This is a genomic window from Flavobacterium sp. K77, from assembly GCF_021608205.1.
GTDB classification, from domain to species: Bacteria; Bacteroidota; Bacteroidia; order Flavobacteriales; family Flavobacteriaceae; genus Flavobacterium; species Flavobacterium turcicum.
On record NZ_JAKIHO010000001.1, the window covers coordinates 1101585 to 1128191 of the forward strand.

Sequence of the window (26607 nt, forward strand, 5' to 3'; positions counted from 1 at the left end):
AGCAGAATCTTTTGTTTGTAAAAGATTTCATTTCGTTATGTTTCAAAATAACAGCATATTTAAGTGGTCTGAGGATTTTGAACGTAGGTAATAAAAAAAGGTTTTAATCTACACTTTTCAACTTAGTTGACTAAATGTTGACTAAAACCTTTGTAAAGCCCCTAAAATATGATTTTAAAGTGACCACGGTGGGATTTGAACCCACACGCCCTTACGAGCACCACCCCCTCAAGATGGCAAGTCTACCGTTTCTCCACGTGGCCTAAAAAAAATAAAGGTCATTCGCGATGGCGAACAACCTTTTGTGACCCGACTGGGGCTCGAACCCAGGACCCCATCATTAAAAGTGATGTGCTCTACCGACTGAGCTATCGAGTCATTGCTTTCAAGAAAATTATGTGTTGATCACTAAATTTGTGACCCGACTGGGGCTCGAACCCAGGACCCCATCATTAAAAGTGATGTGCTCTACCGACTGAGCTATCGAGTCATATTCTTTCCTTGAATGCGGGTGCAAATATAAGAACTAATTTCGGATTATTGCAAGCATTTTTATTATAAATTTGTCTTTTTTAAACAAAAAAAACACAACACCTTAATTTGTAAGGTTTTATTAAGATGAAAAAAATCATATTATTAGGCTATATGGGCTGCGGGAAGTCTACTATTGCTAAAAAATTGTCAAAAAGTATTCAAGTCCCTTTTGTAGATTTAGATGAAATGATCGAAAAAAAGCTCAATTTATCTGTAAATGCTATTTTTGAAAAGCACGGAGAAATCTATTTTCGTAAAATAGAACACGAAGTTTTTGCCAATTTGATGCAATCAACCGAGGAAATGATCATCGGTTTGGGCGGAGGAACGCCTTGTTATGCCAATAATCATGAATTTTTTAATGGAGAAAACGTTTTTTCGATCTATTTGAAAGCTTCGATTGAGACTTTATTTCAAAGATTGAATCAAAATAAAAGCAAACGACCACTTATAGCGAGTAAAAACGAAGAAGAAATGAGGGAATTTATAGCAAAACATTTGTTCGATAGAAGTTTTTACTATAATCAAGCACAGTATAAAATTGTGGTTGATGAGAAATCTATCGAACAAACGGTTGCCGAAATTATTGCCTTGTTAGCTTAAGTACGCGTAGCTGTCTCCGTTTTCGTCAAACACAACTTGTACATGCTCAAAAAGTGAGGTAGAAAGGGAGATACCTTTGAAATCGGCTTTTACAGGGTACTTTTTGTGATTTCGATCTACCAATACCGCTGTTTTGAATTTTTTCAGTGGTACATCAATAAAGTGTTTTACAGCATATATCAGTGTAGTGCCTGAATTGAGAACATCATCTACTAAAACTAGTCCTTTATTAGCGTATTGTTCTTGCGTTATCGAGGTCTCAATAGGCGACTGCGGATGTTGTTTGTTAATTTGTACCTCGCAAAGCGTAACCGTAAGTGGCGAAATAGTTTCTAGAACTGCTGCAATTTTTTTAGCAAATGTAAAACCGTTGCTTGCAATGCCAGCAATCACAATTTCTTGCTCATCAACAAAGGTTTCGTAGATTTGATAGGCAATTCGTTTTATTTTATGTTCTATTTCTTGATTGTTCAAGATGATATTTTTGCTCATTATATAAAGTTGTTGTTTTGCAGTATTATGTTGTAAAAATGATTTTTTTATTTGATGAGAAATTATGGTTTAATCCTCTTCTTCATCGGTGATTATCTCGTTCCCAAATTCATCAATATCACGACGGTCTTTTTTGGTTGGTCTACCAGTTCCGTTTTTACGGTAATGTTCCTTGGATAATTTCAGCAATTCTAAATGCTGAAAAGCTTCGGCAGGGGTATCGTTGCGGCGGTACATGTCGACTAATTTCGCACCTACACGATTTTCAGGAATATCAAGAACGGTTATGGTTTGCGTTATTTGATCTTTTCTAAAGGTAATTTTATCGGTAGGGAAAACTTCCTTGGAGGCTTTGGCTACTTGGCCGTTAACTGTAATATGGTTTTTTTTACAGGCCTCCGTTACCATGTTTCTGGTTTTATAATAACGAACACACCATAAATATTTATCTATTCTCATAATTTTTCTAAAATCAGCGTTAAATTGTTTACAAAAATCAATCAATATTGTATCTTGCGCACTTAAAAAATTTAGCTATAATGAACAAATTTAAGTATTATTTTATTTTATTAATTACAACAGTCTCTTTATTTTCATGTTCAAAAGATGAAGCGGCGGCATTGACACCACCACGAGAGTATGCTGCACAGTATAAGACTGAAAAAGCAGATATTGAGGAATACTTGACAACGTATTATATCGAAGATTTGAATCCTGATGTAGTTACTAAAATTAGTAAAATTCCTTCTGGTGGAACACAAAGATCCATTTTTAGTTATTTAAATAATGCCTCCTTTCCTAAATTATTGATGAAAGAGATAAGCTTTCACGATATAAAATATGAAGTATACTACATGGTATTGCGTGAAGGAGTAGGGCAAAGACCAACAAATACTGATGAGGTATTAGCTGCGTATAGCGGATCATATTTGTCTAGAAAAAAAGTGGCAGATGTAGAAACCTTGGAGGCTACTTTTTTTGAAGCTTCAAACACTCCTCAAAGTTTTTTTAATTTAACTACTACTATTTCGGGTTGGGGATTGACTTTTCCGGAATTTAAAACAGGAAATTATTTATCAAACCCTGATGGAACGATTTCGTATTCTGATTTCGGAGCCGGGATTTTGTTCTTGCCTTCAGGTTTAAGTTATTACTCACAAGGTCAAAATACTATTCCTGCTTATGCACCATTAATTTTTAGTATCAAATTGTTTGAAATTAATAGAACTGACAGCGATCTTGACGGTATTCCTAATTATTTAGAAGACTTAGATGGTGATGGTTATATGTACAATTATGCTAATACAACTAATTATCCTACTACTCCAGCAGATAATGTTCGATATGCAGATGATACAGATAAAGACGGAATTCCAAATTTCCTAGATACTGATGATGATGGCGATGGTGTAAGTACACGAACTGAAATTACAGTTAACGGCAAGTTAATTCCTTTTGCTGACATTCCAAGCTGTGATGGTAATGTCACCAATCCAGCAAGAATAAAAAGGCATTTGGTTAAATGTAACTAGAATTTAAAAGGCATAAAAAAACCAGATTGCTAAGGCAGTCTGGTTTTTTTTATGGAATAAATCGAAAAGATTATTTTCTTTTCATTACTCTTTCTACTGCTTCGATAATGGCTTGATCGTTCAGTTTGTATTTCTCCATTAATTGTTCTGGAGTTCCTGATTCACCAAAGCTGTCATTTACCGCAACAAATTCTTGTGGAGCCGGACTGTTTAAGGCTAATACTCTCGAGATGCTTTCGCCAAGACCACCCAAGATATTATGCTCTTCGGCAGTTACAATACATTTTGTTTTTGCCAAAGAATTCAAAATCGCTTCTTCGTCTAATGGCTTGATGGTGTGAATGTTGATTACCTCTGCAGAAATTCCTTTTTCTTCTAGTGCTGCAGCAGCTTGTAACGCTTCCCATACCAAATGTCCCGTAGCTACAATCGTCACGTCAGATCCTTCTGTAAGCGTGATTGCCTTACCAATTACGAATGGTTCGTCAGCTGGCATAAAGTTAGGCACAACCGGACGACCAAAACGCAAGTAAGCCGGTCCGTTATGATCAGCAAGTGCTAATGTTGCTGCTTTGGTTTGGTTGTAATCACAAGTGTTAATTACCGTCATTCCAGGTAGCATTTTCATCAACCCGATATCTTCAAGGATTTGGTGTGTAGCACCGTCTTCTCCTAAAGTTAAACCAGCGTGTGAGGCGCAAATTTTTACATTTTTTTCAGAGTACGCAACTGATTGACGAATTTGATCGTACACTCTTCCTGTAGAAAAGTTAGCAAAAGTTCCAGTAAAAGGAATTTTTCCTCCTACGGTTAATCCTGCTGCAATACCTATCATGTTGGCCTCTGCGATTCCGATTTGGAAAAAACGCTCTGGATGGTTTTTCTTAAAATCGTCAAATTTTAAAGAACCAATTAAATCGGCACAAAGCGCCACCACATTTTCGTTTTTTTGACCTAGTTCAGTCATTCCCGCTCCAAAACCTGAGCGTGTATCTTTACTTCCTGTATTTGTATATTTTTTCATTATCGCTTTTTAAAATTGAAAGATTAAAAAATTGAAAGATTAAAATTTCTGAACTATTTCGCCATTGCGTCGGACAGAAATTGGCACTCCATAATTTTAATACTTAATAATCTGAGTTATCTCCGGTAGTTTCGTTTTGACTCAATGCAGTAGCCAATTGATCGTTGTTAGGTGCTTTACCATGCCAAGCATGACTGTACATCATAAAATCGACACCGTTACCCATTTCTGTGTGCAACAATACGCAAACTGGTTTTCCTTTTCCAGTTCTTGATTTAGCATCGTTCATACCGGCAATAATAGCCTCGATATCGTTTCCTTTTTCGATTTCTAAAACATCCCAATCAAAAGCTTCAAATTTAGCACGGATACTTCCCATAGCTAAAACTTCGTCAGTAGTTCCATCAATTTGTTTTCCGTTTAAATCGATTGTTGCAATTAAATTATCTACTTTTTTAGCAGATGCATACATGATAGCTTCCCAGTTTTGACCTTCTTGTAGTTCACCATCACCGTGTAAAGTGTAGATGATATGATTGTCACCATTCAATTTTTTAGCTTGAGCAGCACCAATCCCTACAGATAATCCTTGACCTAAAGAACCAGATGCAATACGAACACCCGGAAGATGGTCGTGTGTAGTTGGGTGACCTTGTAATCTAGAATTGATCAAACGGAAAGTAGCTAATTCAGCAACTGGAAAATAACCGCTTCGTGCCAATACACTGTACAATACAGGTGAAATATGACCATTAGAAAGAAAGAAAAGATCTTCACCTATTCCGTCCATTTCAAAACCTTCTTTGCGATCCATTATGTTTTGGTACAATACTACAAGAAATTCAGCACAACCTAATGAACCACCTGGGTGTCCTGAGTTGACTGCGTGTACCATGCGAAGAATATCTCTTCTAACTTGGATTGTTAAATCCTTTAATTGTTGTGTGTTTGGTTTCATTTGTGTGTTAAATTAGACTCCGCAAATATAATCAGATAATTTGATTAATATAAGGTTCCATTTTTAGATTTATCATTAGTTATCAAGGTTGAATTGTTATTAGTTGTAAATGCTACGCTACTGTTTTTACAGTATTTTGTAACTTGCAAACATGTTTGATCAATTGTTTAAAAGTATTCAAGAAAAGGTAGATTTGAGTGAAGCAGAGCGTGAGTTGTGTAAAACTTATTTTGTGCCTAAGAGAGTGTTAAAAAAAGAAATGCTACAAGTTTCTGGCGGACTTTGCCAGTATAATATTTTTGTTGAAAAAGGAGTACTTCGATCCTTTTATGTCGATGAAAAAGGCAATGAACACACTATGCAGTTTGCAGTCGAAGGCTGGTGGATTACTGATTTAGCTAGTTTTTTAACGCAAAGCACTTCTATTTACACGATTCAGGCTCTTGAGGATTCAGAGGTATTATTGCAAACTTCAGCCACTCGTGAGGCTTTAATGGAGCAAGTGCCTTTATTTGAAAGATACCAGCGTTTGCTTTTGCAAAATGCCTACGTTGCCAATCAAGAGCGCATTAGCAGTGTGCTGACTGCATCCGTCGAAGAGAAATACATTCAATTACTTCACCGTTATCCCAATATTGTACAAAGAGTTCCGCAACACATGATTGCTTCTTATTTGGGATGCACTCCGGCTACACTTAGTAGGGTGCGGAGAAAAATTAGCAGCTAAAAAATTTTATATCTATGTCGTTTCTTGTCCTAGGTCAACGAAATAAGTTGTGGTTCTGATTTACCTTTGTACGATAAAGAATGGAGATAGAACTTTTATTTAAACTGACTTGCGTTAAGAAAATAATGTGTGTCAGTTTAATTTCTTCTCTCACTGACCGTTTTACTGCATAATTTGAATTTATGTAGTTGCGGTTTTAATTATCTAAAAAATAAATCAAATGAGTAAATCAATTTTATTTCAGCCTTACACTTTAGGAAACAGTGTTTTAAAAAATCGAATGGTGATGGCGCCTATGACTCGTAGCCGTTCAAATAACGAAGGGAACGTTCCTACAGCACTTACAGCAGAATATTATGCACAAAGAGCAACAGCAGGTTTAATAGTTTCTGAGGGAACTTTTGTAAGCACAAAAGCAGTAGGTTTTATTAATGTACCAGGGATTTATAGTGAAGCGCAAACCGAAGGGTGGAAGCTGGTTACTAAAGCGGTACACGAAAATGGCGGGACTATTTTTGCACAATTGTGGCATACAGGTCGCATGTCGCACCCTGATTTGCACGATGGTGAATTGCCGCACGCACCGTCAGCATTGAATCCTTTTGCGCAAGCGTACACCAAAGATGGTTTTCAAGATACCGTAGTGCCAAAGGAAATGACAATCGAAGACATCAAACAAACTGTTTTAGATTTTAAAAATGGAGCGAAAAATGCAATTGCTGCAGGATTTGATGGCGTTGAATTGCATGCTGCTAATGGTTATTTGTTGCAACAGTTTTTTAACGGTTATTCTAATCATCGTACCGATGAATACGGCGGATCTATTGAAAACAAATCAAAAATCCTTTTTGAGATTCTAGATGCTTTGAAAGAAGTTATCGACTATTCAAAAGTAGGAGTTCGTTTGAATCCATCCTTGCATAATGCGCAAGGGATGATGTTGGATGAAGAAACAATTCCGACCTACGAATATATTGTTAATAAACTGAACGATTACGGATTAGCGTATGTTCACTTAACGGAACCTTTTACAGATGTTTCTGAAGTGCCTTTTGCAGTAACTGAAGTAGCCAAACATTTCAGACCATTGTACAAAGGAACTTTGATTATTAACAAAGGCTTCAATAAGGAAACAGGTATTAAAGTTTTGGAAGATGGTGATGCTGATTTGGTCGCTTATGGTGTTCCTTTTATTGCCAATCCTGATTTGGTAGCACGTTATGAAACCGATGCGCCTTTGAATACACCTGATCCGAATACATTTTACACCGATACAGTTAAAGGATATACAGATTATCCAGCTTTGAATGACTAAGTCTTTTGATTATTAAAAAATTTGATTGAGACGCATCAATAAAGTACAAGAAAGCCCGCAAGTAGCGGGCTTTTTGCCTAATATAATTTTATAGAAATTAGTGATCTTATTAGCAGTTATTCAGCTTGTGCTTGTAAAAAATTGACATCCAACCAAGAAGCTCCGTTATAACATTCAATTCCGTGCGCAGTTAAGAATACTTGTGCTTGACCGCTTCTATTACCAGAGGCACAAAATAAAATTAAAGGCGTTTTCAGTTCCTGAATTTCCTGTATTCTGTGTAGTATTTCTTGAAGCGGGATATTTAAAGATCCTGCAACATGACCTCCAGTAAATTCTGCATAAGAGCGAACGTTAATTAAGGTTCCTATTTTTTCTTTAATAATTTGAGCTATTTCCATTGGGCTTATTCTTGTTTCGAATCTAAAATTCATTGGTACAAAAATAAAACTTTATTCAAACTGAAAAGTAGCGTTTGAAATTTCTAAATACTACTAAGGACATTAATCCTGCTTCTTACACTTAGTTACCACGATACGTGGAATAACCAAAGCTTGAAAGAGTGATAGGAACATGGTAATGATTTGCATCTTTGATTTGGAATACCACTTCAATAAAAGGATAAAAACTTGCTGTTTTTTTAGTTTTAAAATAATCGTCAACTAAAAATCGAAGTTTATAGATTCCGTTGTTGCTTTCTTTGTTAGGTAAAAAATCGGTTATACGTCCGTTTTTGTCTGTAATTTTCTCAGTGACATACGACCAAACTTTTGTAGGTTCATCGTATTTTTCTAATACCACTGGAACACCTACTGCGGGATTTCCTGTTGAAATATCTAGGATATGACTAGATAGTTGATGGCTGTTATTTTGCGCGTAAGCTGCTGTTGCTGCAACTAGAAATAGAAAACTAAAAAGTAAATTTTTCATTTTTTTTATTTTTATGTGAATTAATAGGTGGTGATTTGAGCACTTGGTATTGCTCCTGATTTAGCTATAAAATCGTCATTTTCTGGACTTCCTCCGCCGGCAATTCCAATGCTTCCTATGACTTGCCCGTTGTGCCAAAGCGGATAGCCGCCTGCCAATAATAATAGTTCAGGAAGTGTTGCCAAATTTTGCGTATCGGGATTGTTTCGGGCATTTCTAGAAAGTAATAATGTGGGCGTTTTAGTTGATAGTGCCGTGTACGCTTTTCGTCTTGCGGCCTCCGTATTGTGTGGGCCAACCTCTTCGCCTCGAGTAATCATCAATATTTCTCCTGAATGGTCAAGGATAGCAATAGTGACATTTTTTTGTAAACCCGTTGCAGCTGTTCTTGCATTTTCAGTAATGGCAACGGCCGCTTTAAGTGTTAATTGTGTAACTGTTTTAGTGAACTGTTGTTCTTGCTGCAATGGCAGTTGGTTACTCTCAGGGTTAGTTGGCGATTTGTTTTGTGCTGCTGCAAATATTGGTATTAACAGTGCATATAAAAAAGTGGTTGTTTTCATAATTAATTTTTTGTCAAAATTAAAAATGAGTGGCGTTATAAAGATTGTCCTATGTCAACGTTTTTTAAAGTTTGGATTTAATGCGGCTTAATGTCGATGGCGTAATTCCTAAATAGGAGGCAGCCATTTTATTGGACACACGTAATAAAAATTGAGGTTGATTCGAAATAATCCATTGTACTTTTTCTAAAGCATCAAACCCTTGAAAGCCATAGATTCGTTTTTGAGCAGTTATAAAACCAAGCTCTAGAATTTCTCTATAAATCATTGCAAAAGCAGGAATGGTATCTATTAATTGATAAAAATCAGCTCTAGAAATAACAAGTAGATCCGATTTTTCTATGGTTTGTAAGTACTCAAAAGTTGGTTTTTGATCAATAAAACTAGGCAATGCAGTTCCGAAACTTCCTTCAAAAGCAAAAAAGCGAGAGGTTTCTATTCCTTCTTTATTGATGGTAAAAAGACGAATGCATCCTTTGTTTACAAAATAGTAGTGTTGGCAAATTTCGTCGTATCGTACTAAAATTTCATTTCGTTTTGTTTTTAAAGCAGAAAAATGGGAACAAATGAGATCCAATTGTTCTTTTTCTATTGCAGCTCTGCTTTGGATATACCGTATTAATGATTCGTACATCGTACAAATAGTAGTTTTTTAATGAGCTAGTAAAGATACAAACAATTCCCGTTTTTAGAGTCTTGTTTGTTGCTGTGTTACTGAAGTATCTATAAAAAAATGGTATTTTATTTGACAACTAATTAACTACTTTACCGCTTTAAAATTGAATTTTTTAGAACTGTTTCTGTGAAATAAGAATTTGGACTTCAATTTTTAGAGAGTATAAGACTTTGTTAAATACAACTTTATTAAAAATAGATAGGCTACCTTTATAAGAATACTAATAATCAGCAAAGTAATGCTGACACAAAAGGTATTATAACTTAAACAAACAATCATGTCACAGAACAGCAAAAAGCAATTTGGAGTGTGGATGGATACCCATCACGCTACCATTGTAGGAAGAGAAAATGTAGATTCCGGAGATTTTTTAGTACTAGGTCATGAAACCGTTGACGGACAAGGTCACAATACTAGTGAAAATGCTGCTAACAATGCCGAGAGAGATCAGCTGCGAAAACTTTTTAAAAGTATTACTGCTCACATGCAAAACGTAGATGAATTGCACGTAACAGGAACAGGAACTGCTCAGGAGCAATTTATAAATTTTTTGAACGAAACTCCACAGTACAAAAATGTAGTAGCTACAGAAAGCACTTCAAATAAAATGTCAGATCAAAGTTTAATTGAATACGTGTCTGCGCAGTTTAATTAGTGTAATGGATTATTATTTGAAAATCATAAGCTTCATTAAAAACGGTTTGTATCCTTGATATTGACCGTTTTTTTGATTTAAAATGTACCAAAAGAGAAAATAACTTTATATCTACAGGCATTGTTGAGTCTATTTTAGAGACTTGCTAATGGCTACGATTTTTTTAAATAGTATATTCGTAAAAAAAAAATACATGATGCGTTTGTTTAAAATCCCTACTGTTTTAATATCGGTTTTTCTGATAACGAGTTGTGCCTCTAAAAAGACTTCTAATATTGTTTACCAACCAGCTACGGTTGAAAATGCAAGCACAGCGCCCAAGCTAAACATTTTTGTTCCTCGAAAAGTAAATAAAGCAGGTGCTAAAGTTTTGATTTTTGTGCATGGTGGAAATTGGAATAGCGGGCGTAAGGAAACTTATAATTTACTAGGTCGCAATTTTGCCAAAAGGGGAATTATAACCGTTATACCAGATTATAGCTTGAGTCCTGCGGTAAATTATGATGTTATGGCACAGCAAATTGCAACTGTCATTGAGTGGACTAAAAAGAATATTGGTCAATACAACGGTAATGCGAACCAAATTTTTGTAACCGGACATTCTGCAGGTGGGCATCTTGGTGCCTTGGCGGTTATGAATCCTAAATATGGTGTGCAACCTAAGAGTGTTGCTGGAATTATTTTAAACGATGCGGCTGGACTCGATATGAAAAACTATCTCGAAAAATATCCTCCTACTAATCAGGATGATTATTTAGCCACGTGGACTTCCGATCCTGAGCAATGGAAAGCAGCTTCGCCAATTTATTATGTTAATGCCCAAACGCCGCCAGTTTTATTGTATGTTGGTACAAAAACCTATCCCTCTATTATTGAGGGAACCCAACGTTTTGAGAAAGCTATCAAAGTTTTTCAACCTGAGGTGCAAACCATTCGGTTGAAGAAAAAGCATGTTCCTATGGTAGTACAATATTTTAAACCTTGGAGCGCTAGATTTGAAGAAATGATTGGTTTTATGGATAGTGTGACTCAATAAGTAATTCCTCGTTTTGTAGCTGTTTTGTGCTGTAAACAGTTTTTTTGCGCGATGGATAGCAGTGGAAATCCTTTTTTAGAGAACAGCGAACAGCTGTACATTAAAAAAGATTGCAACGAATAGCCCGACCCCAATTGTAACGCTAGTGAAATGGGGTCGCGCCCAAAGAAATAAGGTACTGGTTAATATTGTAGCCAATAAAATGAGTGTGAAAATGGACTAAAATATTTTTTTTGATGTGGATTTCTATTTAACCTATCTTTGCCAGCCGAACAAACGGGTGAAATAGGTTCGCATGAAAGGCGTTACGCAGGCTGATTTTGTTAAAAAAGGTCTTTGCGGAATGTTTAGGCGACTGAAAAAATAGAAGTACCAGATGAAATTTGATTTATTAAAAAAAGATCCGCTATCCAAAGCTAGAGCGGGAAGTATAACTACTGATCATGGGGTGATTGAGACCCCAATTTTTATGCCTGTAGGTACTGTAGCCTCTGTAAAAGGAGTGCATCAGCGCGAATTAAAAAACGATATCAACCCAGATATTATCTTAGGAAATACCTATCACTTATACTTGCGTCCGCAAACTGAAATTCTTGAAAAAGCTGGCGGACTGCACAAATTCATGAATTGGGACCGTAATATTTTGACCGATTCAGGCGGATATCAAGTGTATTCATTATCTGCAAATCGTAAAATTAAAGAGGAGGGTGTAAAGTTTAAATCGCATATTGACGGTTCGTACCACTTTTTTACACCAGAGAATGTAATGGAAATTCAGCGTACCATTGGTGCTGATATTATCATGGCTTTTGATGAGTGCACGCCTTATCCTTGTGATTACCGCTACGCGCAACGCTCTATGAAAATGACGCACAGGTGGTTGGATAGATGTATCAGTCATTTGGATAAATTGCCTTTTAAATACGGGTACGAGCAAACTTTTTTCCCAATTGTTCAAGGTAGTACGTACAAAGATTTACGCATGCAATCTGCGGAGTATATTGCCAATTCAAATCAACAAGGAAATGCAATTGGAGGTTTATCAGTAGGGGAACCTGCTGAGGAAATGTATGCCATGACCGAAGTGGTTTGCGAAATTTTACCCGAAGACAAACCTCGCTACTTAATGGGTGTAGGTACGCCAATAAATATTCTAGAAAATATTGCGTTAGGTGTTGATATGTTTGACTGTGTGATGCCTACTCGTAACGCGAGAAACGGAATGTTGTTTACAGCCAACGGTACCATCAATATTAAAAATAAAAAGTGGGAAGCTGATTTTTCGCCACTTGACGAAATGGGAATCACTTTCGTGGATACCGAGTATACCAAAGCGTACTTGCGTCATTTGTTTGCTGCTAATGAATACTTGGGTAAACAAATTGCTACAATACATAATCTTGGTTTTTATATGTGGTTGGTTCGTGAGGCTAGAAAGCATATTTTAGCAGGCGATTTCAAGCCATGGAAAGAAATGATGGTAAAAAACATGAGTCAACGTTTGTAAAAAAAATGTTTAGGGTTTCAAGTTTAACGTTCTAGCGCTGACTTTAAACCTGAAACTTTAAACTTTAAACAAAAACATGCTTACAATAATAGACAAGTACATCCTGAAAAGATATTTGGCCACGTTTGTGGTCATGTTGTTGCTGTTTATCCCAATCGGAATCGTGGTCGACGTATCTGAAAAGATTAATAAGTTACTCGAAAACAAGGTTCCGTTTGAAGAAATAGCTCTGTATTATTACAACTTTACAGTGTATTTTGCTAATTCGCTGTTTCCTATCTTTTTGTTTTTGTCGGTGATTTGGTTTACGTCAAAATTGGCCAATGATACTGAGATTATTGCTATTTTGAGTTCTGGAATTTCATTTACTCGTTTTTTACGTCCGTACTTGATTGGTGCTTCTATTGTATCGGTTTTTGTCTTGTTGATGGGTTTTTATGTAGTGCCGTCAGCAAGTGAAGGATTTAACAATTTTAGGTACACTTACTTAAAAGGAAATGGTAAAGAAGCCATGCGTGGCGACAATACTGATGTTTATCGCCAATTAAATGACAATGAGTTTATTTACGTAAACAGCTTTAATACAGATACTAAAACAGCCTATAGTTTTACTTTAGAGAAATTCAAAAACAATAAGTTGCAACATAAAATAACTGCTACTCGAATCACTTGGAACCCAAAAGACAGTACCTACACATTATTCGATTACACCAAACGAACCGTAGGCAAATTAAGTGATGTTATTGTGAAGTTACCTGAAAAAAAAGCCAATTTTGCTTTTGACTTAGAAGATTTAACTCCTGTTGTTTATATTGCAGAGACCTTAAATTTGGGTAAATTGAACGCGTTTATTGCCAAAGAACGAGAACGAGGATCATCAAATATCAATGTGTATTTGGTGGTGTTGTACAAAAAATACAGTATTCCTGTTTCAGCTTTTATCTTAACTATTATAGCCGTTGCGGTTTCGTCAATGAAACGTAGAGGCGGTATGGGGACCAATTTAGCAATAGGTATTGCACTAGCATTTGCCTTTGTGTTTTTTGATAAAATATTTGGTGTACTGGCCGAAAAATCGAGTATTCCTCCTTTATTAGCCGTCTGGTTGCCAAATATTGCCTTCGGAATTTTAGCCATTTACTTATTACGAAATGCAAAACGATAATTTAAAAAGTTACTTAAACCTTCATTTAATTGTTTTTATTTGGGGTTTTACGGCCATTTTAGGCGCATTGATTACCATTCAATCGGATGCTTTGGTTTGGTTCAGAATGTTTTTTGCAGGATTGTTTTTGGCACTTTTTATTGTGGCTACCAAAAAATCGTTTCGCGTACCTTTACGATCTTTCTTCAAACTACTTTTTGTTGGCTTGTTAATAGCCTTGCATTGGATTTTCTTTTTTCAAGCTATAAAAGTTTCAAACGTGTCCATCACACTTTCTGTATTTTCTTTGGGAGCCTTTTTTGCCTCCTTACTAGAACCGCTTTTTTATGGACGTAAAGTTTTATGGTACGAGGTATTTTTTGGATTAGTTATCATTGCCGGTTTGGCTTTGATCATGCAAGTTGAGGTAAATTACATTAACGGAATGTTGTTTGCATTAGCTTCGATAGTGCTAGGTGTTTTGTTTACTTTAATGAACGGAAAGTTAATTGCCAAGCACGATCCCGCTGTAATTTCTTTTTATGAATTTGTAGCTGGAGTTTTCTTCATTTCGATCTATTTGTTGTACCAAGGCGTTTTTACTCCTGACTTTTTTACGTTAACTACCAAAAATTGGATTTTGATTTTAGTTTTGGCTTCAGTTTGTACAGCCTATGCTTTTACAGCGTCGGTCAAAGTAATGCAAAAACTTACTCCATACACTGTTATGCTAACTACCAATTTAGAACCTGTGTACGGAATTGTCTTGGCCTATTTTATCTTGGGCGGAAAAGAAAAAATGAGTTTCGAGTTTTATGTTGGTGCTGTCATTATTGTGCTTACCGTGCTGTTAAATGGGGTAATCAAACACTATCAAAAAGCAAAAATTAAGGAATAGATACTCGTTCAAATCATTCAAAAAAATATACATTAACACAATAATTACCTTTTCGAACGATTTAAAATTTTATATTTGCGCTTCGAAATAAAAACAAAAACGCAAAAATCCTATGGAATATTTAGATTTTGAGCTTCCTATAAAAGAGTTAGAAGAGCAGTTAGAAAAATGTCTTGTTATTGGTGCTGAATCAGATGTAGACGTTACAAATACCTGCAAACAAATCAATAAAAAACTAGAAGAAACCAAAAAAAATATTTACAAAAATCTTACCGCTTGGCAACGTGTTCAACTTTCAAGGCACCCAAATAGGCCTTATGTTTTAGAACACATCACTAATCTTACAAAAGGTACATTTTTAGAACTTTTTGGGGATAGAGCATTTAAAGATGATAAAGCCATGATAGGTGGTTTAGGCCAAATAAATGGGCAATCATTTATGTTTGTTGGTCAACAAAAAGGGATTAATACTAAAATGCGTCAGTTCCGTAATTTCGGGATGGCAAATCCTGAAGGTTACAGAAAAGCATTGCGCTTGATGAAAATGGCTGAGAAATTTGGTATTCCAGTTGTTACCCTTATTGATACTCCCGGTGCTTATCCAGGTCTTGAGGCTGAAGAGCGCGGACAAGGAGAAGCTATCGCGAGAAACATTTTTGAGATGGTTAACTTGAAAGTGCCAATTATTACTGTCATTGTGGGTGAAGGAGCATCAGGTGGTGCACTAGGAATAGGAGTGGGAGATAGAGTTTACATGATGGAAAACACTTGGTACTCTGTTATTTCACCTGAATCTTGTTCTTCAATCTTATGGAAAAGTTGGGAATACAAAGAACAAGCTGCTGAGGCTTTGAAATTGACATCAGCTGATATGAAAAAACAAAAATTAGTTGACGATATTATTCCAGAACCTCTCGGAGGAGCGCACTATGACAAAGAAACTACGTTTAAAACAGTAGAACAATACATCTTGAAAGGTTATAATGAGCTGAAAGACTTATCAACAGCTGATTTAATTGCGCAAAGAATGGAGAAATACAGCAAAATGGGAGAGTACAAGGAATAAGCACTCCAAACTTATATTTACCTAACCGTCTCGTACTGCTATGAGACGGTTTTTTTTGGGGTTATAAACAAAAAATAGTTACTTATGAACATTTATTTGTAATAACTCCGGCTTAATCTTTTTTATAATTTTGTTACTTTCGTGCTATGGAAAACTTCAGAAACATCAATCCAGTGAAGGTTGATAAATCGACAATTATAAGCCTAGAAAAAGGAAAATTACAACCTCAAGTTATTGAATTAGAGGAGGCTGTACTTGGCGCCATGATGATTGATAAAAAAGGAGTAGATGATGTTATTGATATTCTGCAACCTGATGCTTTTTACAAAGAAGCCCACAAGCATATTTTTGAAGCAATTACGCAATTGTTTACTGATACACAACCTATTGATTTGTTGACTGTATCGGCACAATTAAAAAAGAATGCAAAATTAGAACTTGCTGGTGGCGATTTGTATTTAATTCAACTGACTCAAAAAATATCATCTTCGGCTCACATTGAATTTCACTCGAGAATCATTTTGCAAAAATTCATTCAACGTAGCTTGATTCGAATTTCAACTGAAATTATCGAAGACTCTTACGATGAAACTACAGATGTATTTGATTTATTAGACAGAGCTGAATCTAAACTCTACGAAGTTACTCAAGGTAATATCAAACGTAGTTCTGAAACAGCACAAAGTTTGGTTTTACAAGCTAAAAAGCGAATCGAAGAAATTGCTGGTCAAGAAGGCTTGAGTGGTGTAGCCACTGGTTTTGACAAATTAGATAAAGTAACTTCTGGTTGGCAGCCTAGTGATTTAATTATCATTGCTGCGAGACCTGCGATGGGAAAAACGGCATTCGTATTGTCTATGGCTCGTAATATGGCAATCGATTTTAAAATGCCAGTAGCTTTATTCTCGCTCGAGATGGCATCGGTGCAATTGATTACACGTTTGATATCGTCAGAAACAGGTTTGTCTTCAGAAAAATTACGTACCGGAAAGTTAGAAAAACACGAATGGGAGCAGTTGAGTACCAAGGTTAAAAATTTAGAGAAAGCACCGCTTTTTATTGATGATACTCCATCGCTATCTATTTTTGATTTGCGTGCCAAAGCCAGACGTTTGGTTTCGCAGCATGGAATTCGAATTATCATTGTCGATTATTTGCAATTAATGACTGCTGGAGGTAGCGGAAAAGGAGGAGGAAATCGTGAGCAAGAAATCTCGACAATTTCGCGAAACTTGAAGGCTTTAGCAAAAGAATTAAATGTGCCAGTAATTGCACTTTCGCAGTTGTCTCGTGCCGTAGAAACTCGTGGTTCAAGCAAAAGACCATTGCTTTCTGACCTTCGTGAATCTGGAGCGATTGAGCAAGATGCCGATATTGTATCGTTCCTGTACCGTCCGGAATATTATAAAATTGATGAATGGGATGATGACGAGGCAGCGCCAACGGCAGGTCAAGCCGAAATTATGATTGCCAAGCACCGTAATGGTAGTATCGAGAACGTTCGTTTAAAATTCTTAGGACATCTAGGTAAATTTGATAACTTGGAAGATTACAGCGGAGGATATGATGATTTGCCTTCGAGTATGAATCAAGAAGATAATCCATTTATTACTAAAAATTTACCATCAGCAAATGAGGCTTTTGGTAGTAATTTTAATGATGATGAAGACGATAGTGATGTTCCGTTTTAATTAAATTGGTCGAAAAAAATATTTGAATCATATAAAAGCCTAAATTTCAAAAAGTTTAGGCTTTTTTAGTAAGTTGTAAAATTATACTCTTTTTGTTAAAATAATAAAAAAACGTTAGTTTAGCCTATCTATTCTCGAACCAATAGAAACCAACTAATTTTAAAATAATGGATAAAGAAACCAATTCAAAAGAAAGTATTAAGAGTAAAAAACCAAATTCAATTTCATTAAAAACTGCTCAAAAATGGGCCAAACGTTGGTCTAAAAAAGAAGGTGATTATAACAAGCACCATCGATTAAATGCATTTTTAATTCCAAAAGAGGACTTGCTTGAAGTTTTGGCCGAGGGTGTTGATGCGGTAAGGGCTTATATTGGAGTTGATGATAATAATGTAGAAAAATTAATGATTGTAGGCACTAAGTTTAATGCAGCAACAAATACATACGTTGACATGATTACTGTTGGCGTTGATGGTGTTGGTCAAGGCGAAGACGATATTTATGATTTTACCAGACCCTGTCCAACTGTATGTGATGAAAGTAGTCCATTATTACAAAAATAGAAATGATTAAAATTCTCGCATACACAGGATATTTTGTTTTATTTCTTAATCTAATGCTTTTTTCTACTCAATTTTTTAAAGAAACCAAGGCCTATAAAATCTTTACAATTTATCTCGCGCTCTCCTTTATTATTCAAGTGTGGGCTGAATTTTTAATTTTGCAAAAGAGTAGTAATTTATTCCTTTCTCATTTTTATTTTATTGGACAATTCATCTTGTTAAGTGGGTTTTACAAGCAAATATTAAAACAAGATGGTATGCAAAATAAAATTGTAATAGCTTGTTTCGTAGTTGTTTTATTGATTTTAGGCGTGCAATTTGCTTCTGATAACACTTTGTTTTTTAGGTTCAATTTATTAGAAATTGTAATTACTTCAATTGTATTAGTTGTGTTGGCAAGTTTTCATTTTTATAATTTATTAAATGAAAAAAAAGAATTTTATTACGTGAACATAGGGATTCTAGTATATTTATTAGGAAGTACTATTTTATTTCTGGTAGGTAATTTAATGACGTCGTTGAGTGCAGAATTTAATAAAATACCATGGGTTTTGAATAGTTTTATGTATCTGTTGTATCAAATAATTATTTTGGTCGATTGGAAAACAAGATTTTCAAACAACGAAATAAAGGACGAATTATGAAACCAAACACCCTTGCTGAAAATGAAATAATAGAGATTATTATCTATAGTTGCGTTACATTTATTCTGATGGGAATTGTTTTGGTCTTGTTTTTTTATTTTTCAAGAAAGAAAATTATTCAAAAAGAATTGGAAAAAAAAGATCTAGAAATTCAATACCAAAAAGAGCTACTTAGTGCTGTAATTCTTACCCAAGAAGAGGAAAGAAAACGCATTGCACAAGATTTACATGATGATATTAGTTCTAAATTGAATATTGTTTCCTTGAATAGTCATTTGCTTAACACGCCAAAATTATCAGAATTACAAGTCAAGGAAATTACAACTACTATTATTGACTTAACAGGTAAAGCACTTGATAATTCGCGAAAAATAGCTCATAACTTACTGCCTCCAGTTTTGGAGAAATTTGGTTTGCAAGCAGGAATCGAAGAGCTCTGTGAGGAGTTCAGTAGTAGTAAAGCAGTTAAGGTAAATTTTACTTGTAACACTAGTTTTGATCTTGCCGAAATTGATAGACATTTACATGTTTTTAGAATTCTGCAAGAATTAATGAATAATTCTTTACGTCATGGTAAAGCAACTCAAATTAATCTTGTGTTAGAAGAAAAAAATGGAAAACAACACGGTTTTTATAGTGACAATGGAGTTGGTTTCGATCAAAAGTCATTTGAGAATCAAAAAGGACTGGGAATGAAAAACATCGAGAGCCGTGTGGCTTTTTTGAATGGAAATTTGCAATTGCAATCAGGAATTAATGAAGGAGTAAAAGTAAATTTTAATTTTTAAAAAATGAAAAACGATGTAAAAATTGCGCTTGTAGATGATGAAATTTTATTTCGCAAGGGAATATTATTTTTATTAGACCGCGAAGAAAATATCAACGTTGTTTTTGAAGCAGCAAACGGACAAGAGCTCCTAGATGCCTTACATGATCAAAATGTAAAACTGCCAGATGTCATAATAATGGATCTTAAAATGCCTGAAATAAATGGGGTCGAGGCAACTAAAATTATTCATAGCACTTTTCCAAATATAAAAATAATAGCGCTTACAAGTTACCACACTAAATCTTTTATAGCAAATATGATTGCTGTTGGTGCCGTGGCTTATTTAATCAAAAATGCTACTCCGCAAGAACTTTTACTTACAATAAATGAAGTTGCTGAAAAAGGATTTTATTACACAGACGATGTGTTAAAAATTATTCAAGAAGATGGTTTTAATTCTAAAAAAGCAAAATCTGTATTTGATGCCAATTTTTTGACCACTCGTGAATTAGAAGTTTTAAGATTAATTTGCGCACAAAAAAGTACAGCAGAAATTGCTGAGATTCTTTTTATAAGTCCTAGAACTGTTGAAGGACATCGAAATAATTTACTTTTGAAAACAGAATCTAAAAATATTGCAGGCTTAGTAGTTTTTGCAGTTCAAAATGACTTAATGATCTACGACTTATAGGAAGGGGATGTTTTTTAGACCGTGAATTTTTTAAATCGCAACCGATGTTTTTGTAAATCCTTGTTTAAAATTAATTGCAGTATATTTTTGATACTGCCAAATCCACCAAAATCACCTGCATATTGACGTAAAAAAGAAGGGGTAAACAGTATAGTGTGTTGTGCGTTTTCTTGCGTTTGCTCTTGTAACAGTGTAATGGCAATGTTTTTTAGCTGCGTTTGTAAGCTTTCTACATCATAGATTATTGTTGCGCTGGAGTTTGTTTTGATGTGTTGTAAGGCAAAATGCACGTTGTAATTCAATTGATCAACAGCCATATTTTTAATGGACTGAGAGTAAAAAGGATTTTTTAAATACCCGAAACCTACATTTAGTTTTGTTTTTCTTAAAATGCCGTGCTCAATATCATGTAAAGAAAGTAATGATCGAGCTACTTTGATCTTTTTTAGTTTATAATAATCCTTATTTTTTGTAATCTCATTTTGTTGTAGTAGGTAAAAAGCACTGTATAAATTGAGCCAAAATACAATTTTTAAACAATCGGTTGTTAGACTATTTTGAAGATTAAATGCTCGAATGTAGTATAGTTGTCTGCGATGCGCACTGCTATCGCCGCCTTTTTGAGCAAGAGAAAGCATTTCTTGGGCGATATTGACGTGGTAATTTTTCAAAAGAAAAAGTGTTTATTAAATTTAGTTACTGGCTTAAAAACTGGAAGCACAAAATATAGAATAACACTATGCTCCCAATTAGCACAATAATTCCTATTTTTTTTAAAAGTGTCAACATTTTTAATGGTGAGTTGTTTGGGTTTGGCATCATTACTAAGGTTCGCATAGTTTTGGTTTTAACTACTTGCGAATTTAGTACTAGACTGTAAACCATTTGTACGTGTTTTTACGTGTTTTGAAGTAAATTTTATGTGCAGAGTCATTTTATAGTTAAAATTAGATTTACTATTCTCCTTAGTTTCTATCTTTGAAATAGCAAAAAAAAAATATCCTATGATGCAGCGACTTCTCTTTTTAGTGGTAGTGTTCCTTTCGATACAGGCAAAAGCTTCTTTTATTATGTTGCCAATGGATGAAAGCTCGCAGAAAAATCATCTTAAAGCCTATGGAATCACTTTTTGGTGTATAGAAAAAAGTTACAAAGCTAGCTGGCTTTTAAATTACCGTGGTGGATCTTTTTTATTACCTGATGCTGATGAAATTAGAAAAGAATGTCAAATTCGTGGAGTGAGTTTTGAAGTAATTTCAGATAACGAGCAACAAACAATTTTAAATGAAATTAATAGTCCGTCGCAAAACATGGAAGCTGTTCTCCTCGAAAAGGCCCCAAAAATTGCGGTTTATACCCCAAAAGGCAAACAACCTTGGGATGATGCGGTAACGCTAGTGCTTACGTATGCCGAAATTCCTTTTACAGCCATATATGACTCGGAGGTTTTGACAGATCAATTGCTTTTATATGATTGGTTGCACTTACATCACGAAGATTTTACGGGGCAATATGGCAAGTTTTATGGTGCTTATAAAAATACGCCTTGGTACATTGAGCAAAAAAAAGAAGCCGAAACTTTGGCCTCCTCTTTAGGTTATGCAAAAGTCTCAGAAGAAAAGGGTGCTGTGGCAAAAAAAATCAGAGATTTTGTAATTGGTGGTGGATTTATGTTTGCTATGTGCTCAGCAACTGACAGCTTTGATATTGCATTGGCAGCTGATGGATTAGACATTTGCGAAACTATGTTTGATGGCGATGCTAGTGAGGCCAATTATCAATCAAAATTGAATTACACGGGCGCTTTCGCTTTCAAGGATTTTACTTTAGAGCGTAAACCGGAACAGTATGAGTTTTCAGATATTGACATGACTTCTAAACGTCGTATTCCGATGGATAAAGACTATTTTACATTAATGGAATTTTCTGCAAAATGGGATCCTATTCCAAGTATGTTGTGTCAAAATCATACGCAGTTAGTAAAAGGCTTTATGGGGCAAACCACTGCTTATGATTCTAGTTTGATTAAGTCTAATGTTTTGGTCATGGGATCCTGTGAACTCAACAACGAAGCACGTTACATTCATGGGCAAAAAGGCAAAGGAATGTTTACTTTTTACGGAGGTCATGATCCTGAAGATTACCAACATCAAGTGGGTGATGCGCCAACCGTGTTAGATTTGCATCCTAATTCTCCTGGTTTCAGATTAATTTTGAACAATGTTTTATTTCCTGCTGCAAAGAAAAAGAAGTTAAAAACCTAAATTAAGTCGGTTTAAAATCTTAATCATTCTTGATATTGTATAAAGAGTGTGAGACAGGTAAAGAATGTTTTTTTTAATTAGAGCAATGAAAATTGAAACCAAATAGGAATGTGGTCTGAAATTTTTCTTGCTTCAAGTAACGTGGTGAAACTTGTATAAAAAGGCAATACGCCTTTTTGATCTACTTTTACCCTTGCTTTGTTGTAAAAAATGTTATCAAATTCTGATGCTAAACAATTTCCTGCTACACATTTCTTTTTTAACGAAGTTTTTTGGCCTTTAAAAACTGGTTCATACCCCATTTTTTTTAAAGGATTAAATACGCTGTGAGATTGCGGACAATTAAAATCGCCCAGGAATACCAAGTTTAAATTTGGGTATTGTTCGGGTAATAATTTAAAAAATTTGATTTCTGTTTCGGGTTGACGTTGCTTGGTTATGGCATGAAAATTTACCAAAGTAAAGGTTTTATTCCCGTATCTGAATGTACAGTAAAAAGGTTCTCGGTCAATTTCTTTATTGTGTTTTTTTTCAAGCCAAGTATTTCCTAGCTTCTTAACTTTTGATACTTGCCAAATAAAAGCATAACGTTCGGTTTTATAGGCACTACTACTTGTAGGATCGCTAACAACATAATCCCATTGCTTTCCCTTTCGATTGAGGTTGTCAACTAGTTGAGCGATAGCTTGGGCTCCTCCGGGTCCAGCAACTACTTCTTGGATGGCAATAATATCAAAATCTTTTACGGTATTAACTATGAAAAGGATTTCGTTTGCAGATTTTGACTTACCAAGATTTTCAATATTCCACGAGGCTACTCTTAATTGAGCAAAAGTGTAAAATGAAATAAAAAATAGCAGCAATAGAGGTATAAATCTTTTCAAACTAGTAAGTGGTGCTACAGTTAAATAATTTTCAAATACAAGGGATTTACGCCCTTTGTAATAGTAGTCATTCGGCTATTTTTTGGTTTTAAAATCATTTCTTGATTCCGATTGCAAAAGTACAGGATTCTCGAAAATAATCTTTCCTTTTTTACGTCGAGTACGATGTTTTGGATCACCTTTTGTTCGATTTGCGTTGTTGATGTCATCAGAGGGTAATTTGAAATCATCATTTTCTTTGAAGTGCTGCTTGAACAAAATTGTATTAGAGTTTGTATAATCGGACTTTAGTGTTTCAATGTGTATTTGATTTGCAGGTAATGAAAAGATAATAATTAAAACTAAGCACAAAATCCAAAGTGTTTTTTTCATTTTCTATGGTTGTAGCAGTCTAGTTGATAATTTTTGATTTACAAGGAAAAAGAGTATGCTTGAAAATAATTCGCCTATTGTTTTATGTTTGTAAACAACATTAAATTAGTAACCAAATCCCTAAAGAAAACAGGAACTGGAGAAAGTAGTATTGCAATAACAGTAGGGAGGGCTATTTAAGCATTAAAAGGACTACTAAAGTTTGATCCAATTGGTAGCAATCCAATCTTGTAACTGACTTCTATGTATTTCGTTTTCTAGTGCTTCGTGATGTAAAAAATGTTCTACCTTTTGAAAACTAGCTTTGGTTTTTGGAACTTTATATTTTTCAAGAAATTGATTGCAAAAATTAACGACCTCGGCTTCTTCTGATTTGTCAACATAGTCACCCTGCAAAACAGTGATAGCATCAGGATGAGTACTATCTATAATTGATTGTGAATAACCTGAATAAGATAAATCTTTAGTAGTAAAAAGTGCCATTATTTGTTGTCTTAAAGTTTTCGGGTACAAACGTACCATCTTTGTAAAACAAAAGTTTACGGGAATCCGTAAAGGCTCACTTTTTTTTGGTCTAAATGGGTAGAAAAACTGTTAAAAAAACGATTATTGGTTAATTATATCAGTTCAAAAGCAAAATACAATGGTCGAAAACGAAATTAGAATAAGCCTAAATCTTTGGTAATGGCTATTAACTGTACATTATTGTTGGCTTTAAAAGATAATTTTAGTTTGTTTATTCTTTTTTCAATGCTACTATGCCCGTTGGGTGTAAGGTCTGATTGTTTGAATAGTAGCGCTATTTCTTCAATTGTACAACCGTCAGCAAGTGCCTTTAATAATTCAATATCGTATACGTCGATTTCAAAAATAGATTTTTCTTGTAAAGCGTTTGATACAAAACTAGTTGGGGTATATGTTGCGTTGTTATAAAGTTGCTCAATTGCCCTCTTTAATTCAGGTATACTATCGCGACCTTTAAGCACGTAAGCATTAATACCAATGTTTTTGTATAATGATTGTATGCGATAAGACTTGTCTTCTATTGAAAAGACAATGGTTTTGATGTTTTTTTGAAGTTTTTTAATAGCAACGAGTAATTCCTCTCCAGATTTAATTCTAATTTCTCGATGATCTGGTTTAAATGATAAATCACAGATAAGAAGTTCAAAAGGTTTCTTATCATTTAATGCTTTTTTAATTTGCAAATAGGCGTCGTCACAATGCTTTGTATACTGAATCTCGTGAACTCCAATTTCTTTTAGAGCGGCTGTGAGTGAAAGAGCAATCGTGTCTAAATCTTCAGCAATTAAAACTTTATTAAACATAGAAGTAATTTATATCGGAATTTGAAATTGTGCTTTAAAACCGGAGGTATTCATCGTTTCAAAAATAACGGTACCATCAATGCTCTGTATTCTGTTCTCTAAGTTTAATAATCCGTTTTTTCGGTGAAGTGATTTATTTTGTAATCCTACTCCATTATCATTATACGAGAGTGATAATTGATTTGAATTGGTTTCAAAAGTAAACACAGCAACAGAGCAATTGCTGTGCTTTTTCATGTTGACTAATAGTTCTTGTACGATTCTAAAGATAGTAATTTTTGTATGGTTTTCGATACTGTTCCATTTTATAATGTCTAGTCCAACGGTAATAATATGCTGTTGTTGCGTGTTAAAGTCAAAAAACAGTCCTTTTAAATTGGGCAAATAACTCGCTTCAGTTTCTATGCTATTATTTTCTCGTGAAATATTTCGAGTATGATTGTATATTATATCCAAGTTAGCAATGAGTGTTTCCTTATTTTCTTTTGTTGATAAATCTTGACCTTCGGCAAATGCTATAGTTTGAAATAAATCATTCGCCAACTCGTCATGTAGTTTTTGTGACAATCGTACTTCAGTAGAGTAGGCAGCATTTACTTTTTCTTTTTTGCTATTTAGTCGGATTTTCTTAATGATAAAAAATCCAATCAGGGTCATTGTCGCAATGGTGAGGACAATGGTTATATTGCGTTTTTGTATTTTTTGTGCTTGCTGAATACTTTCGTTTTTAAGACGTAAATTTTCATCTTTTTCACGCTTGGAGTCGTATTTAATCCTTGCAAATGTATTTTTGGCTTTTTGTCTTGCTCCAACAAGACTGTCATTAATCCTAATGTAATTATCTGCATGTTTTTTAAGATCTTTACCGGGATCGGTTTGGATTAATAATTTTAAAAACTCTAAAACGGAATCAGGATGACTAATTTTAAGTGCTGTTTGATATCCTTTTTTTGCATATGCTATTGCTAGTTTAGGTTCAGAATTAGCATGATAAAGAGAGAGATTATTGTAACTAGAAAGTAAGCCGTAATTATCTTTGATAGCTTCTCTTATTTTGAAGGATTCCATCATGTTTACAAGAGAATTGGGTTTGTTTAATTTGTATTGCACAAAGCCCAAATTATCTTTTATCGTTGCTACTAAGGATGAATCTTGATATATTATTTTTTTGGAAGAAAGAGGTTTTAATATAGACTCAGCTTGATTGTAAAGCTCCTGATATTTGTAAGCTAGCGCAATATTGTTGTAAATCGTTCCTTTAAATAATTCATCAGTTTTATAGTTAATTGCTTTTTTTAAATAGTAAACAGCGTTTTTATAATCTTGGGTAGCGATGTAATTTGAACCAATGTGAGCATAGATATTGGTTTCTCCATAAGGGAATCTTCTTGGTCCACTTAAATAGGGTAGTGCTTCAGTACTTGTAGCTTCGCTACCGACGTAGTCTCCTTGATTGTGCTCTATTGTCGCCATCCAAGTCAAAGAATAAACAATTCTAGAAGTATCTTGAATTTGCTCGGCTAAGTTTTTGGCTTTATTAAAATAGTAAAAAGCACTGTCGTGCTTGGCTTCATCGAAAACAGAATATCCACGTTCAAATAGTTTTTCAATCTCTGCTAGTTTTTTCTTTTTAAAAGCAGGATCTACTTTCTCTTTTTGGCAAGAAAAAGAGATAAATATAATTGTAAACAATAAAAAAAGGTTGGAAATTTTGTGGTATTTCATATCACGAAAATACCTA

General features: G+C 34.6%; 30 protein-coding genes and 3 tRNA genes. 16 read left to right on the forward strand and 17 right to left on the reverse strand.

What is annotated here, in order from left to right:
- Nucleotides 1-180: 180 nt before the first annotated feature.
- From L1S34_RS04845 to L1S34_RS04855, 3 genes are all read right to left on the reverse strand, one after another.
- Nucleotides 181-263: transfer RNA gene (locus L1S34_RS04845), tRNA-Leu, on the reverse strand.
- Nucleotides 264-305: 42 nt separating this feature from the next.
- A tRNA-Lys gene (locus tag L1S34_RS04850) sits at nt 306-378 on the reverse strand.
- Nucleotides 379-417: 39 nt separating this feature from the next.
- Nucleotides 418-490, reverse strand: a tRNA-Lys gene (locus tag L1S34_RS04855).
- Between the two features lie 128 nt (nt 491-618).
- Between L1S34_RS04855 and L1S34_RS04860 the strand changes: the two genes are divergently transcribed.
- Entirely contained in the window at nt 619-1137 is a 519-nt protein-coding gene (locus L1S34_RS04860; RefSeq protein WP_236363045.1) for a shikimate kinase, read from the forward strand.
- Here the strand turns inward: L1S34_RS04860 and L1S34_RS04865 are convergent.
- Entirely contained in the window at nt 1129-1629 is a 501-nt protein-coding gene (locus L1S34_RS04865) for a phosphoribosyltransferase domain-containing protein (protein ID WP_236363046.1), read from the reverse strand. The genes L1S34_RS04860 and L1S34_RS04865 overlap by 9 nt on opposite strands.
- A 69-nt stretch (nt 1630-1698) precedes the next feature.
- Nucleotides 1699-2088: an RNA-binding S4 domain-containing protein gene (locus L1S34_RS04870; protein WP_236363047.1), complete on the reverse strand. Its 390-nt coding sequence runs from the start codon at nt 2086-2088 to the stop codon at nt 1699-1701.
- 80 nt (nt 2089-2168) lie between these two features.
- Here L1S34_RS04870 and L1S34_RS04875 point away from each other — a divergent pair, with 80 nt between their 5' ends.
- Nucleotides 2169-3161: an FKBP-type peptidyl-prolyl cis-trans isomerase gene (locus L1S34_RS04875; protein ID WP_236363048.1), complete on the forward strand. Its 993-nt coding sequence runs from the start codon at nt 2169-2171 to the stop codon at nt 3159-3161.
- Nucleotides 3162-3231: 70 nt separating this feature from the next.
- Here the strand turns inward: L1S34_RS04875 and L1S34_RS04880 are convergent, their stop codons facing one another.
- The gene (locus tag L1S34_RS04880; protein ID WP_236363049.1) at nt 3232-4185 is read right to left on the reverse strand and encodes a transketolase family protein; all 954 of its coding nucleotides are present in this window, start codon (nt 4183-4185) and stop codon (nt 3232-3234) included.
- Nucleotides 4186-4288: 103 nt separating this feature from the next.
- Nucleotides 4289-5143, reverse strand: coding sequence for a transketolase (locus L1S34_RS04885; protein WP_166137210.1), 855 nt, complete (start codon nt 5141-5143; stop codon nt 4289-4291).
- A gap of 151 nt (nt 5144-5294) precedes the next feature.
- On the opposite strand from L1S34_RS04885, the gene L1S34_RS04890 reads away from it, so the two are divergent.
- Complete coding sequence (locus L1S34_RS04890; RefSeq protein WP_236363050.1) at nt 5295-5870, forward strand: Crp/Fnr family transcriptional regulator; 576 nt, start codon at nt 5295-5297, stop codon at nt 5868-5870.
- A 220-nt stretch (nt 5871-6090) separates the two neighbouring features.
- The gene (locus L1S34_RS04895; protein WP_236363051.1) at nt 6091-7185 is read left to right on the forward strand and encodes an alkene reductase; all 1095 of its coding nucleotides are present in this window, start codon (nt 6091-6093) and stop codon (nt 7183-7185) included.
- A gap of 116 nt (nt 7186-7301) precedes the next feature.
- Here the strand turns inward: L1S34_RS04895 and L1S34_RS04900 are convergent, their stop codons facing one another.
- The 4 genes from L1S34_RS04900 to L1S34_RS04915 all read right to left on the reverse strand — a co-directional run bounded on the left by L1S34_RS04900 (nt 7302) and on the right by L1S34_RS04915 (nt 9312).
- The gene (locus L1S34_RS04900; RefSeq protein ID WP_236363052.1) at nt 7302-7586 is read right to left on the reverse strand and encodes a rhodanese-like domain-containing protein; all 285 of its coding nucleotides are present in this window, start codon (nt 7584-7586) and stop codon (nt 7302-7304) included.
- A 121-nt stretch (nt 7587-7707) separates the two neighbouring features.
- Nucleotides 7708-8115, reverse strand: a complete 408-nt coding sequence (gene uraH / locus L1S34_RS04905) for a hydroxyisourate hydrolase (protein WP_236363053.1) — start codon at nt 8113-8115, stop codon at nt 7708-7710.
- Nucleotides 8116-8135: 20 nt separating this feature from the next.
- The gene (locus tag L1S34_RS04910; protein ID WP_236363054.1) at nt 8136-8678 is read right to left on the reverse strand and encodes a GlcG/HbpS family heme-binding protein; all 543 of its coding nucleotides are present in this window, start codon (nt 8676-8678) and stop codon (nt 8136-8138) included.
- Between the two features lie 64 nt (nt 8679-8742).
- Entirely contained in the window at nt 8743-9312 is a 570-nt protein-coding gene (locus tag L1S34_RS04915; RefSeq protein ID WP_236363055.1) for a Crp/Fnr family transcriptional regulator, read from the reverse strand.
- Nucleotides 9313-9631: 319 nt separating this feature from the next.
- Between L1S34_RS04915 and L1S34_RS04920 the strand changes: the two genes are divergently transcribed.
- The 11 genes from L1S34_RS04920 to L1S34_RS04970 all read left to right on the forward strand — a co-directional run bounded on the left by L1S34_RS04920 (nt 9632) and on the right by L1S34_RS04970 (nt 20018).
- The gene (locus L1S34_RS04920; RefSeq protein ID WP_236363056.1) at nt 9632-10009 is read left to right on the forward strand and encodes a hypothetical protein; all 378 of its coding nucleotides are present in this window, start codon (nt 9632-9634) and stop codon (nt 10007-10009) included.
- A gap of 148 nt (nt 10010-10157) precedes the next feature.
- Nucleotides 10158-11045: an alpha/beta hydrolase gene (locus L1S34_RS04925; RefSeq protein WP_236363057.1), complete on the forward strand. Its 888-nt coding sequence runs from the start codon at nt 10158-10160 to the stop codon at nt 11043-11045.
- A gap of 376 nt (nt 11046-11421) precedes the next feature.
- A complete protein-coding gene (gene tgt / locus L1S34_RS04930) occupies nt 11422-12552 on the forward strand; it encodes a tRNA guanosine(34) transglycosylase Tgt (RefSeq protein ID WP_166137227.1) in 1131 nt (376 codons plus the stop codon).
- A gap of 76 nt (nt 12553-12628) precedes the next feature.
- A complete protein-coding gene (locus L1S34_RS04935) occupies nt 12629-13717 on the forward strand; it encodes an LptF/LptG family permease (protein WP_236363058.1) in 1089 nt (362 codons plus the stop codon).
- The gene (locus tag L1S34_RS04940; RefSeq protein ID WP_236363059.1) at nt 13704-14594 is read left to right on the forward strand and encodes a DMT family transporter; all 891 of its coding nucleotides are present in this window, start codon (nt 13704-13706) and stop codon (nt 14592-14594) included. Before L1S34_RS04935 ends, L1S34_RS04940 begins: the two co-directional genes overlap by 14 nt.
- A gap of 112 nt (nt 14595-14706) precedes the next feature.
- On the forward strand, nt 14707-15660 hold the full coding sequence (locus tag L1S34_RS04945) for an acetyl-CoA carboxylase carboxyltransferase subunit alpha (protein WP_236363060.1): 954 nt from the start codon (nt 14707-14709) through the stop codon (nt 15658-15660).
- A 146-nt stretch (nt 15661-15806) separates the two neighbouring features.
- Nucleotides 15807-17351, forward strand: coding sequence for a replicative DNA helicase (dnaB, locus tag L1S34_RS04950; protein WP_236363061.1), 1545 nt, complete (start codon nt 15807-15809; stop codon nt 17349-17351).
- A gap of 167 nt (nt 17352-17518) precedes the next feature.
- Nucleotides 17519-17914 (forward strand): hypothetical protein, encoded by a 396-nt coding sequence (locus L1S34_RS04955; protein WP_236363062.1) that lies wholly within the window; start codon nt 17519-17521, stop codon nt 17912-17914.
- Nucleotides 17915-17916: 2 nt separating this feature from the next.
- A complete protein-coding gene (locus L1S34_RS04960) occupies nt 17917-18558 on the forward strand; it encodes a hypothetical protein (RefSeq protein WP_236363063.1) in 642 nt (213 codons plus the stop codon).
- A complete protein-coding gene (locus tag L1S34_RS04965; RefSeq protein ID WP_236363064.1) occupies nt 18555-19346 on the forward strand; it encodes a sensor histidine kinase in 792 nt (263 codons plus the stop codon). The genes L1S34_RS04960 and L1S34_RS04965 overlap by 4 nt, the downstream gene beginning before the upstream one ends.
- Nucleotides 19347-19349: 3 nt before the next feature.
- Nucleotides 19350-20018: a response regulator transcription factor gene (locus tag L1S34_RS04970; protein WP_236363065.1), complete on the forward strand. Its 669-nt coding sequence runs from the start codon at nt 19350-19352 to the stop codon at nt 20016-20018.
- Nucleotides 20019-20032: 14 nt separating this feature from the next.
- Here L1S34_RS04970 and L1S34_RS04975 read toward each other — a convergent pair whose 3' ends face one another.
- On the reverse strand, nt 20033-20689 hold the full coding sequence (locus tag L1S34_RS04975) for a DUF547 domain-containing protein (RefSeq protein WP_236363066.1): 657 nt from the start codon (nt 20687-20689) through the stop codon (nt 20033-20035).
- Between the two features lie 336 nt (nt 20690-21025).
- Between L1S34_RS04975 and L1S34_RS04980 the strand changes: the two genes are divergently transcribed.
- Complete coding sequence (locus L1S34_RS04980; protein WP_370637577.1) at nt 21026-22282, forward strand: asparagine synthetase B; 1257 nt, start codon at nt 21026-21028, stop codon at nt 22280-22282.
- Between the two features lie 77 nt (nt 22283-22359).
- Here the strand turns inward: L1S34_RS04980 and L1S34_RS04985 are convergent, their stop codons facing one another.
- The 5 genes from L1S34_RS04985 to L1S34_RS05005 all read right to left on the reverse strand — a co-directional run bounded on the left by L1S34_RS04985 (nt 22360) and on the right by L1S34_RS05005 (nt 26558).
- The gene (locus L1S34_RS04985; RefSeq protein WP_236363068.1) at nt 22360-23166 is read right to left on the reverse strand and encodes an endonuclease/exonuclease/phosphatase family protein; all 807 of its coding nucleotides are present in this window, start codon (nt 23164-23166) and stop codon (nt 22360-22362) included.
- Nucleotides 23167-23241: 75 nt separating this feature from the next.
- The gene (locus L1S34_RS04990) at nt 23242-23538 is read right to left on the reverse strand and encodes a hypothetical protein (RefSeq protein WP_166137260.1); all 297 of its coding nucleotides are present in this window, start codon (nt 23536-23538) and stop codon (nt 23242-23244) included.
- A 195-nt stretch (nt 23539-23733) separates the two neighbouring features.
- On the reverse strand, nt 23734-24021 hold the full coding sequence (locus L1S34_RS04995) for a hypothetical protein (protein WP_236363069.1): 288 nt from the start codon (nt 24019-24021) through the stop codon (nt 23734-23736).
- A 176-nt stretch (nt 24022-24197) separates the two neighbouring features.
- On the reverse strand, nt 24198-24866 hold the full coding sequence (locus L1S34_RS05000; protein ID WP_236363070.1) for a response regulator transcription factor: 669 nt from the start codon (nt 24864-24866) through the stop codon (nt 24198-24200).
- A gap of 9 nt (nt 24867-24875) precedes the next feature.
- Nucleotides 24876-26558 carry a tetratricopeptide repeat-containing sensor histidine kinase gene (locus tag L1S34_RS05005; RefSeq protein ID WP_236363071.1) on the reverse strand — a complete coding sequence of 561 codons (1683 nt, stop codon included), beginning with the start codon at nt 26556-26558 and terminating at the stop codon, nt 24876-24878.
- Nucleotides 26559-26607: the final 49 nt, after the last annotated feature.

Bases quoted from the DNA above. Each gene is read 5' to 3' on its own strand.
- L1S34_RS04860 (WP_236363045.1), top strand. From the start codon at position 619: ATGAAAAAAATCATATTATTAGGCTATATGGGCTGCGGGAAGTCTACT.
- L1S34_RS04865 (WP_236363046.1), bottom strand. From the start codon at position 1,629: ATGAGCAAAAATATCATCTTGAACAATCAAGAAATAGAACATAAAATA.
- L1S34_RS04870 (WP_236363047.1), bottom strand. From the start codon at position 2,088: ATGAGAATAGATAAATATTTATGGTGTGTTCGTTATTATAAAACCAGA.
- L1S34_RS04875 (WP_236363048.1), top strand. From the start codon at position 2,169: ATGAACAAATTTAAGTATTATTTTATTTTATTAATTACAACAGTCTCT.
- L1S34_RS04880 (WP_236363049.1), bottom strand. From the start codon at position 4,185: ATGAAAAAATATACAAATACAGGAAGTAAAGATACACGCTCAGGTTTT.
- L1S34_RS04885 (WP_166137210.1), bottom strand. From the start codon at position 5,143: ATGAAACCAAACACACAACAATTAAAGGATTTAACAATCCAAGTTAGA.
- L1S34_RS04890 (WP_236363050.1), top strand. From the start codon at position 5,295: ATGTTTGATCAATTGTTTAAAAGTATTCAAGAAAAGGTAGATTTGAGT.
- L1S34_RS04895 (WP_236363051.1), top strand. From the start codon at position 6,091: ATGAGTAAATCAATTTTATTTCAGCCTTACACTTTAGGAAACAGTGTT.
- L1S34_RS04900 (WP_236363052.1), bottom strand. From the start codon at position 7,586: ATGGAAATAGCTCAAATTATTAAAGAAAAAATAGGAACCTTAATTAAC.
- uraH (WP_236363053.1), bottom strand. From the start codon at position 8,115: ATGAAAAATTTACTTTTTAGTTTTCTATTTCTAGTTGCAGCAACAGCA.
- L1S34_RS04910 (WP_236363054.1), bottom strand. From the start codon at position 8,678: ATGAAAACAACCACTTTTTTATATGCACTGTTAATACCAATATTTGCA.
- L1S34_RS04915 (WP_236363055.1), bottom strand. From the start codon at position 9,312: ATGTACGAATCATTAATACGGTATATCCAAAGCAGAGCTGCAATAGAA.
- L1S34_RS04920 (WP_236363056.1), top strand. From the start codon at position 9,632: ATGTCACAGAACAGCAAAAAGCAATTTGGAGTGTGGATGGATACCCAT.
- L1S34_RS04925 (WP_236363057.1), top strand. From the start codon at position 10,158: ATGGCTACGATTTTTTTAAATAGTATATTCGTAAAAAAAAAATACATG.
- tgt (WP_166137227.1), top strand. From the start codon at position 11,422: ATGAAATTTGATTTATTAAAAAAAGATCCGCTATCCAAAGCTAGAGCG.
- L1S34_RS04935 (WP_236363058.1), top strand. From the start codon at position 12,629: ATGCTTACAATAATAGACAAGTACATCCTGAAAAGATATTTGGCCACG.
- L1S34_RS04940 (WP_236363059.1), top strand. From the start codon at position 13,704: ATGCAAAACGATAATTTAAAAAGTTACTTAAACCTTCATTTAATTGTT.
- L1S34_RS04945 (WP_236363060.1), top strand. From the start codon at position 14,707: ATGGAATATTTAGATTTTGAGCTTCCTATAAAAGAGTTAGAAGAGCAG.
- dnaB (WP_236363061.1), top strand. From the start codon at position 15,807: ATGGAAAACTTCAGAAACATCAATCCAGTGAAGGTTGATAAATCGACA.
- L1S34_RS04955 (WP_236363062.1), top strand. From the start codon at position 17,519: ATGGATAAAGAAACCAATTCAAAAGAAAGTATTAAGAGTAAAAAACCA.
- L1S34_RS04960 (WP_236363063.1), top strand. From the start codon at position 17,917: ATGATTAAAATTCTCGCATACACAGGATATTTTGTTTTATTTCTTAAT.
- L1S34_RS04965 (WP_236363064.1), top strand. From the start codon at position 18,555: ATGAAACCAAACACCCTTGCTGAAAATGAAATAATAGAGATTATTATC.
- L1S34_RS04970 (WP_236363065.1), top strand. From the start codon at position 19,350: ATGAAAAACGATGTAAAAATTGCGCTTGTAGATGATGAAATTTTATTT.
- L1S34_RS04980 (WP_370637577.1), top strand. From the start codon at position 21,026: ATGCAGCGACTTCTCTTTTTAGTGGTAGTGTTCCTTTCGATACAGGCA.
- L1S34_RS04990 (WP_166137260.1), bottom strand. From the start codon at position 23,538: ATGAAAAAAACACTTTGGATTTTGTGCTTAGTTTTAATTATTATCTTT.
- L1S34_RS04995 (WP_236363069.1), bottom strand. From the start codon at position 24,021: ATGGCACTTTTTACTACTAAAGATTTATCTTATTCAGGTTATTCACAA.
- L1S34_RS05000 (WP_236363070.1), bottom strand. From the start codon at position 24,866: ATGTTTAATAAAGTTTTAATTGCTGAAGATTTAGACACGATTGCTCTT.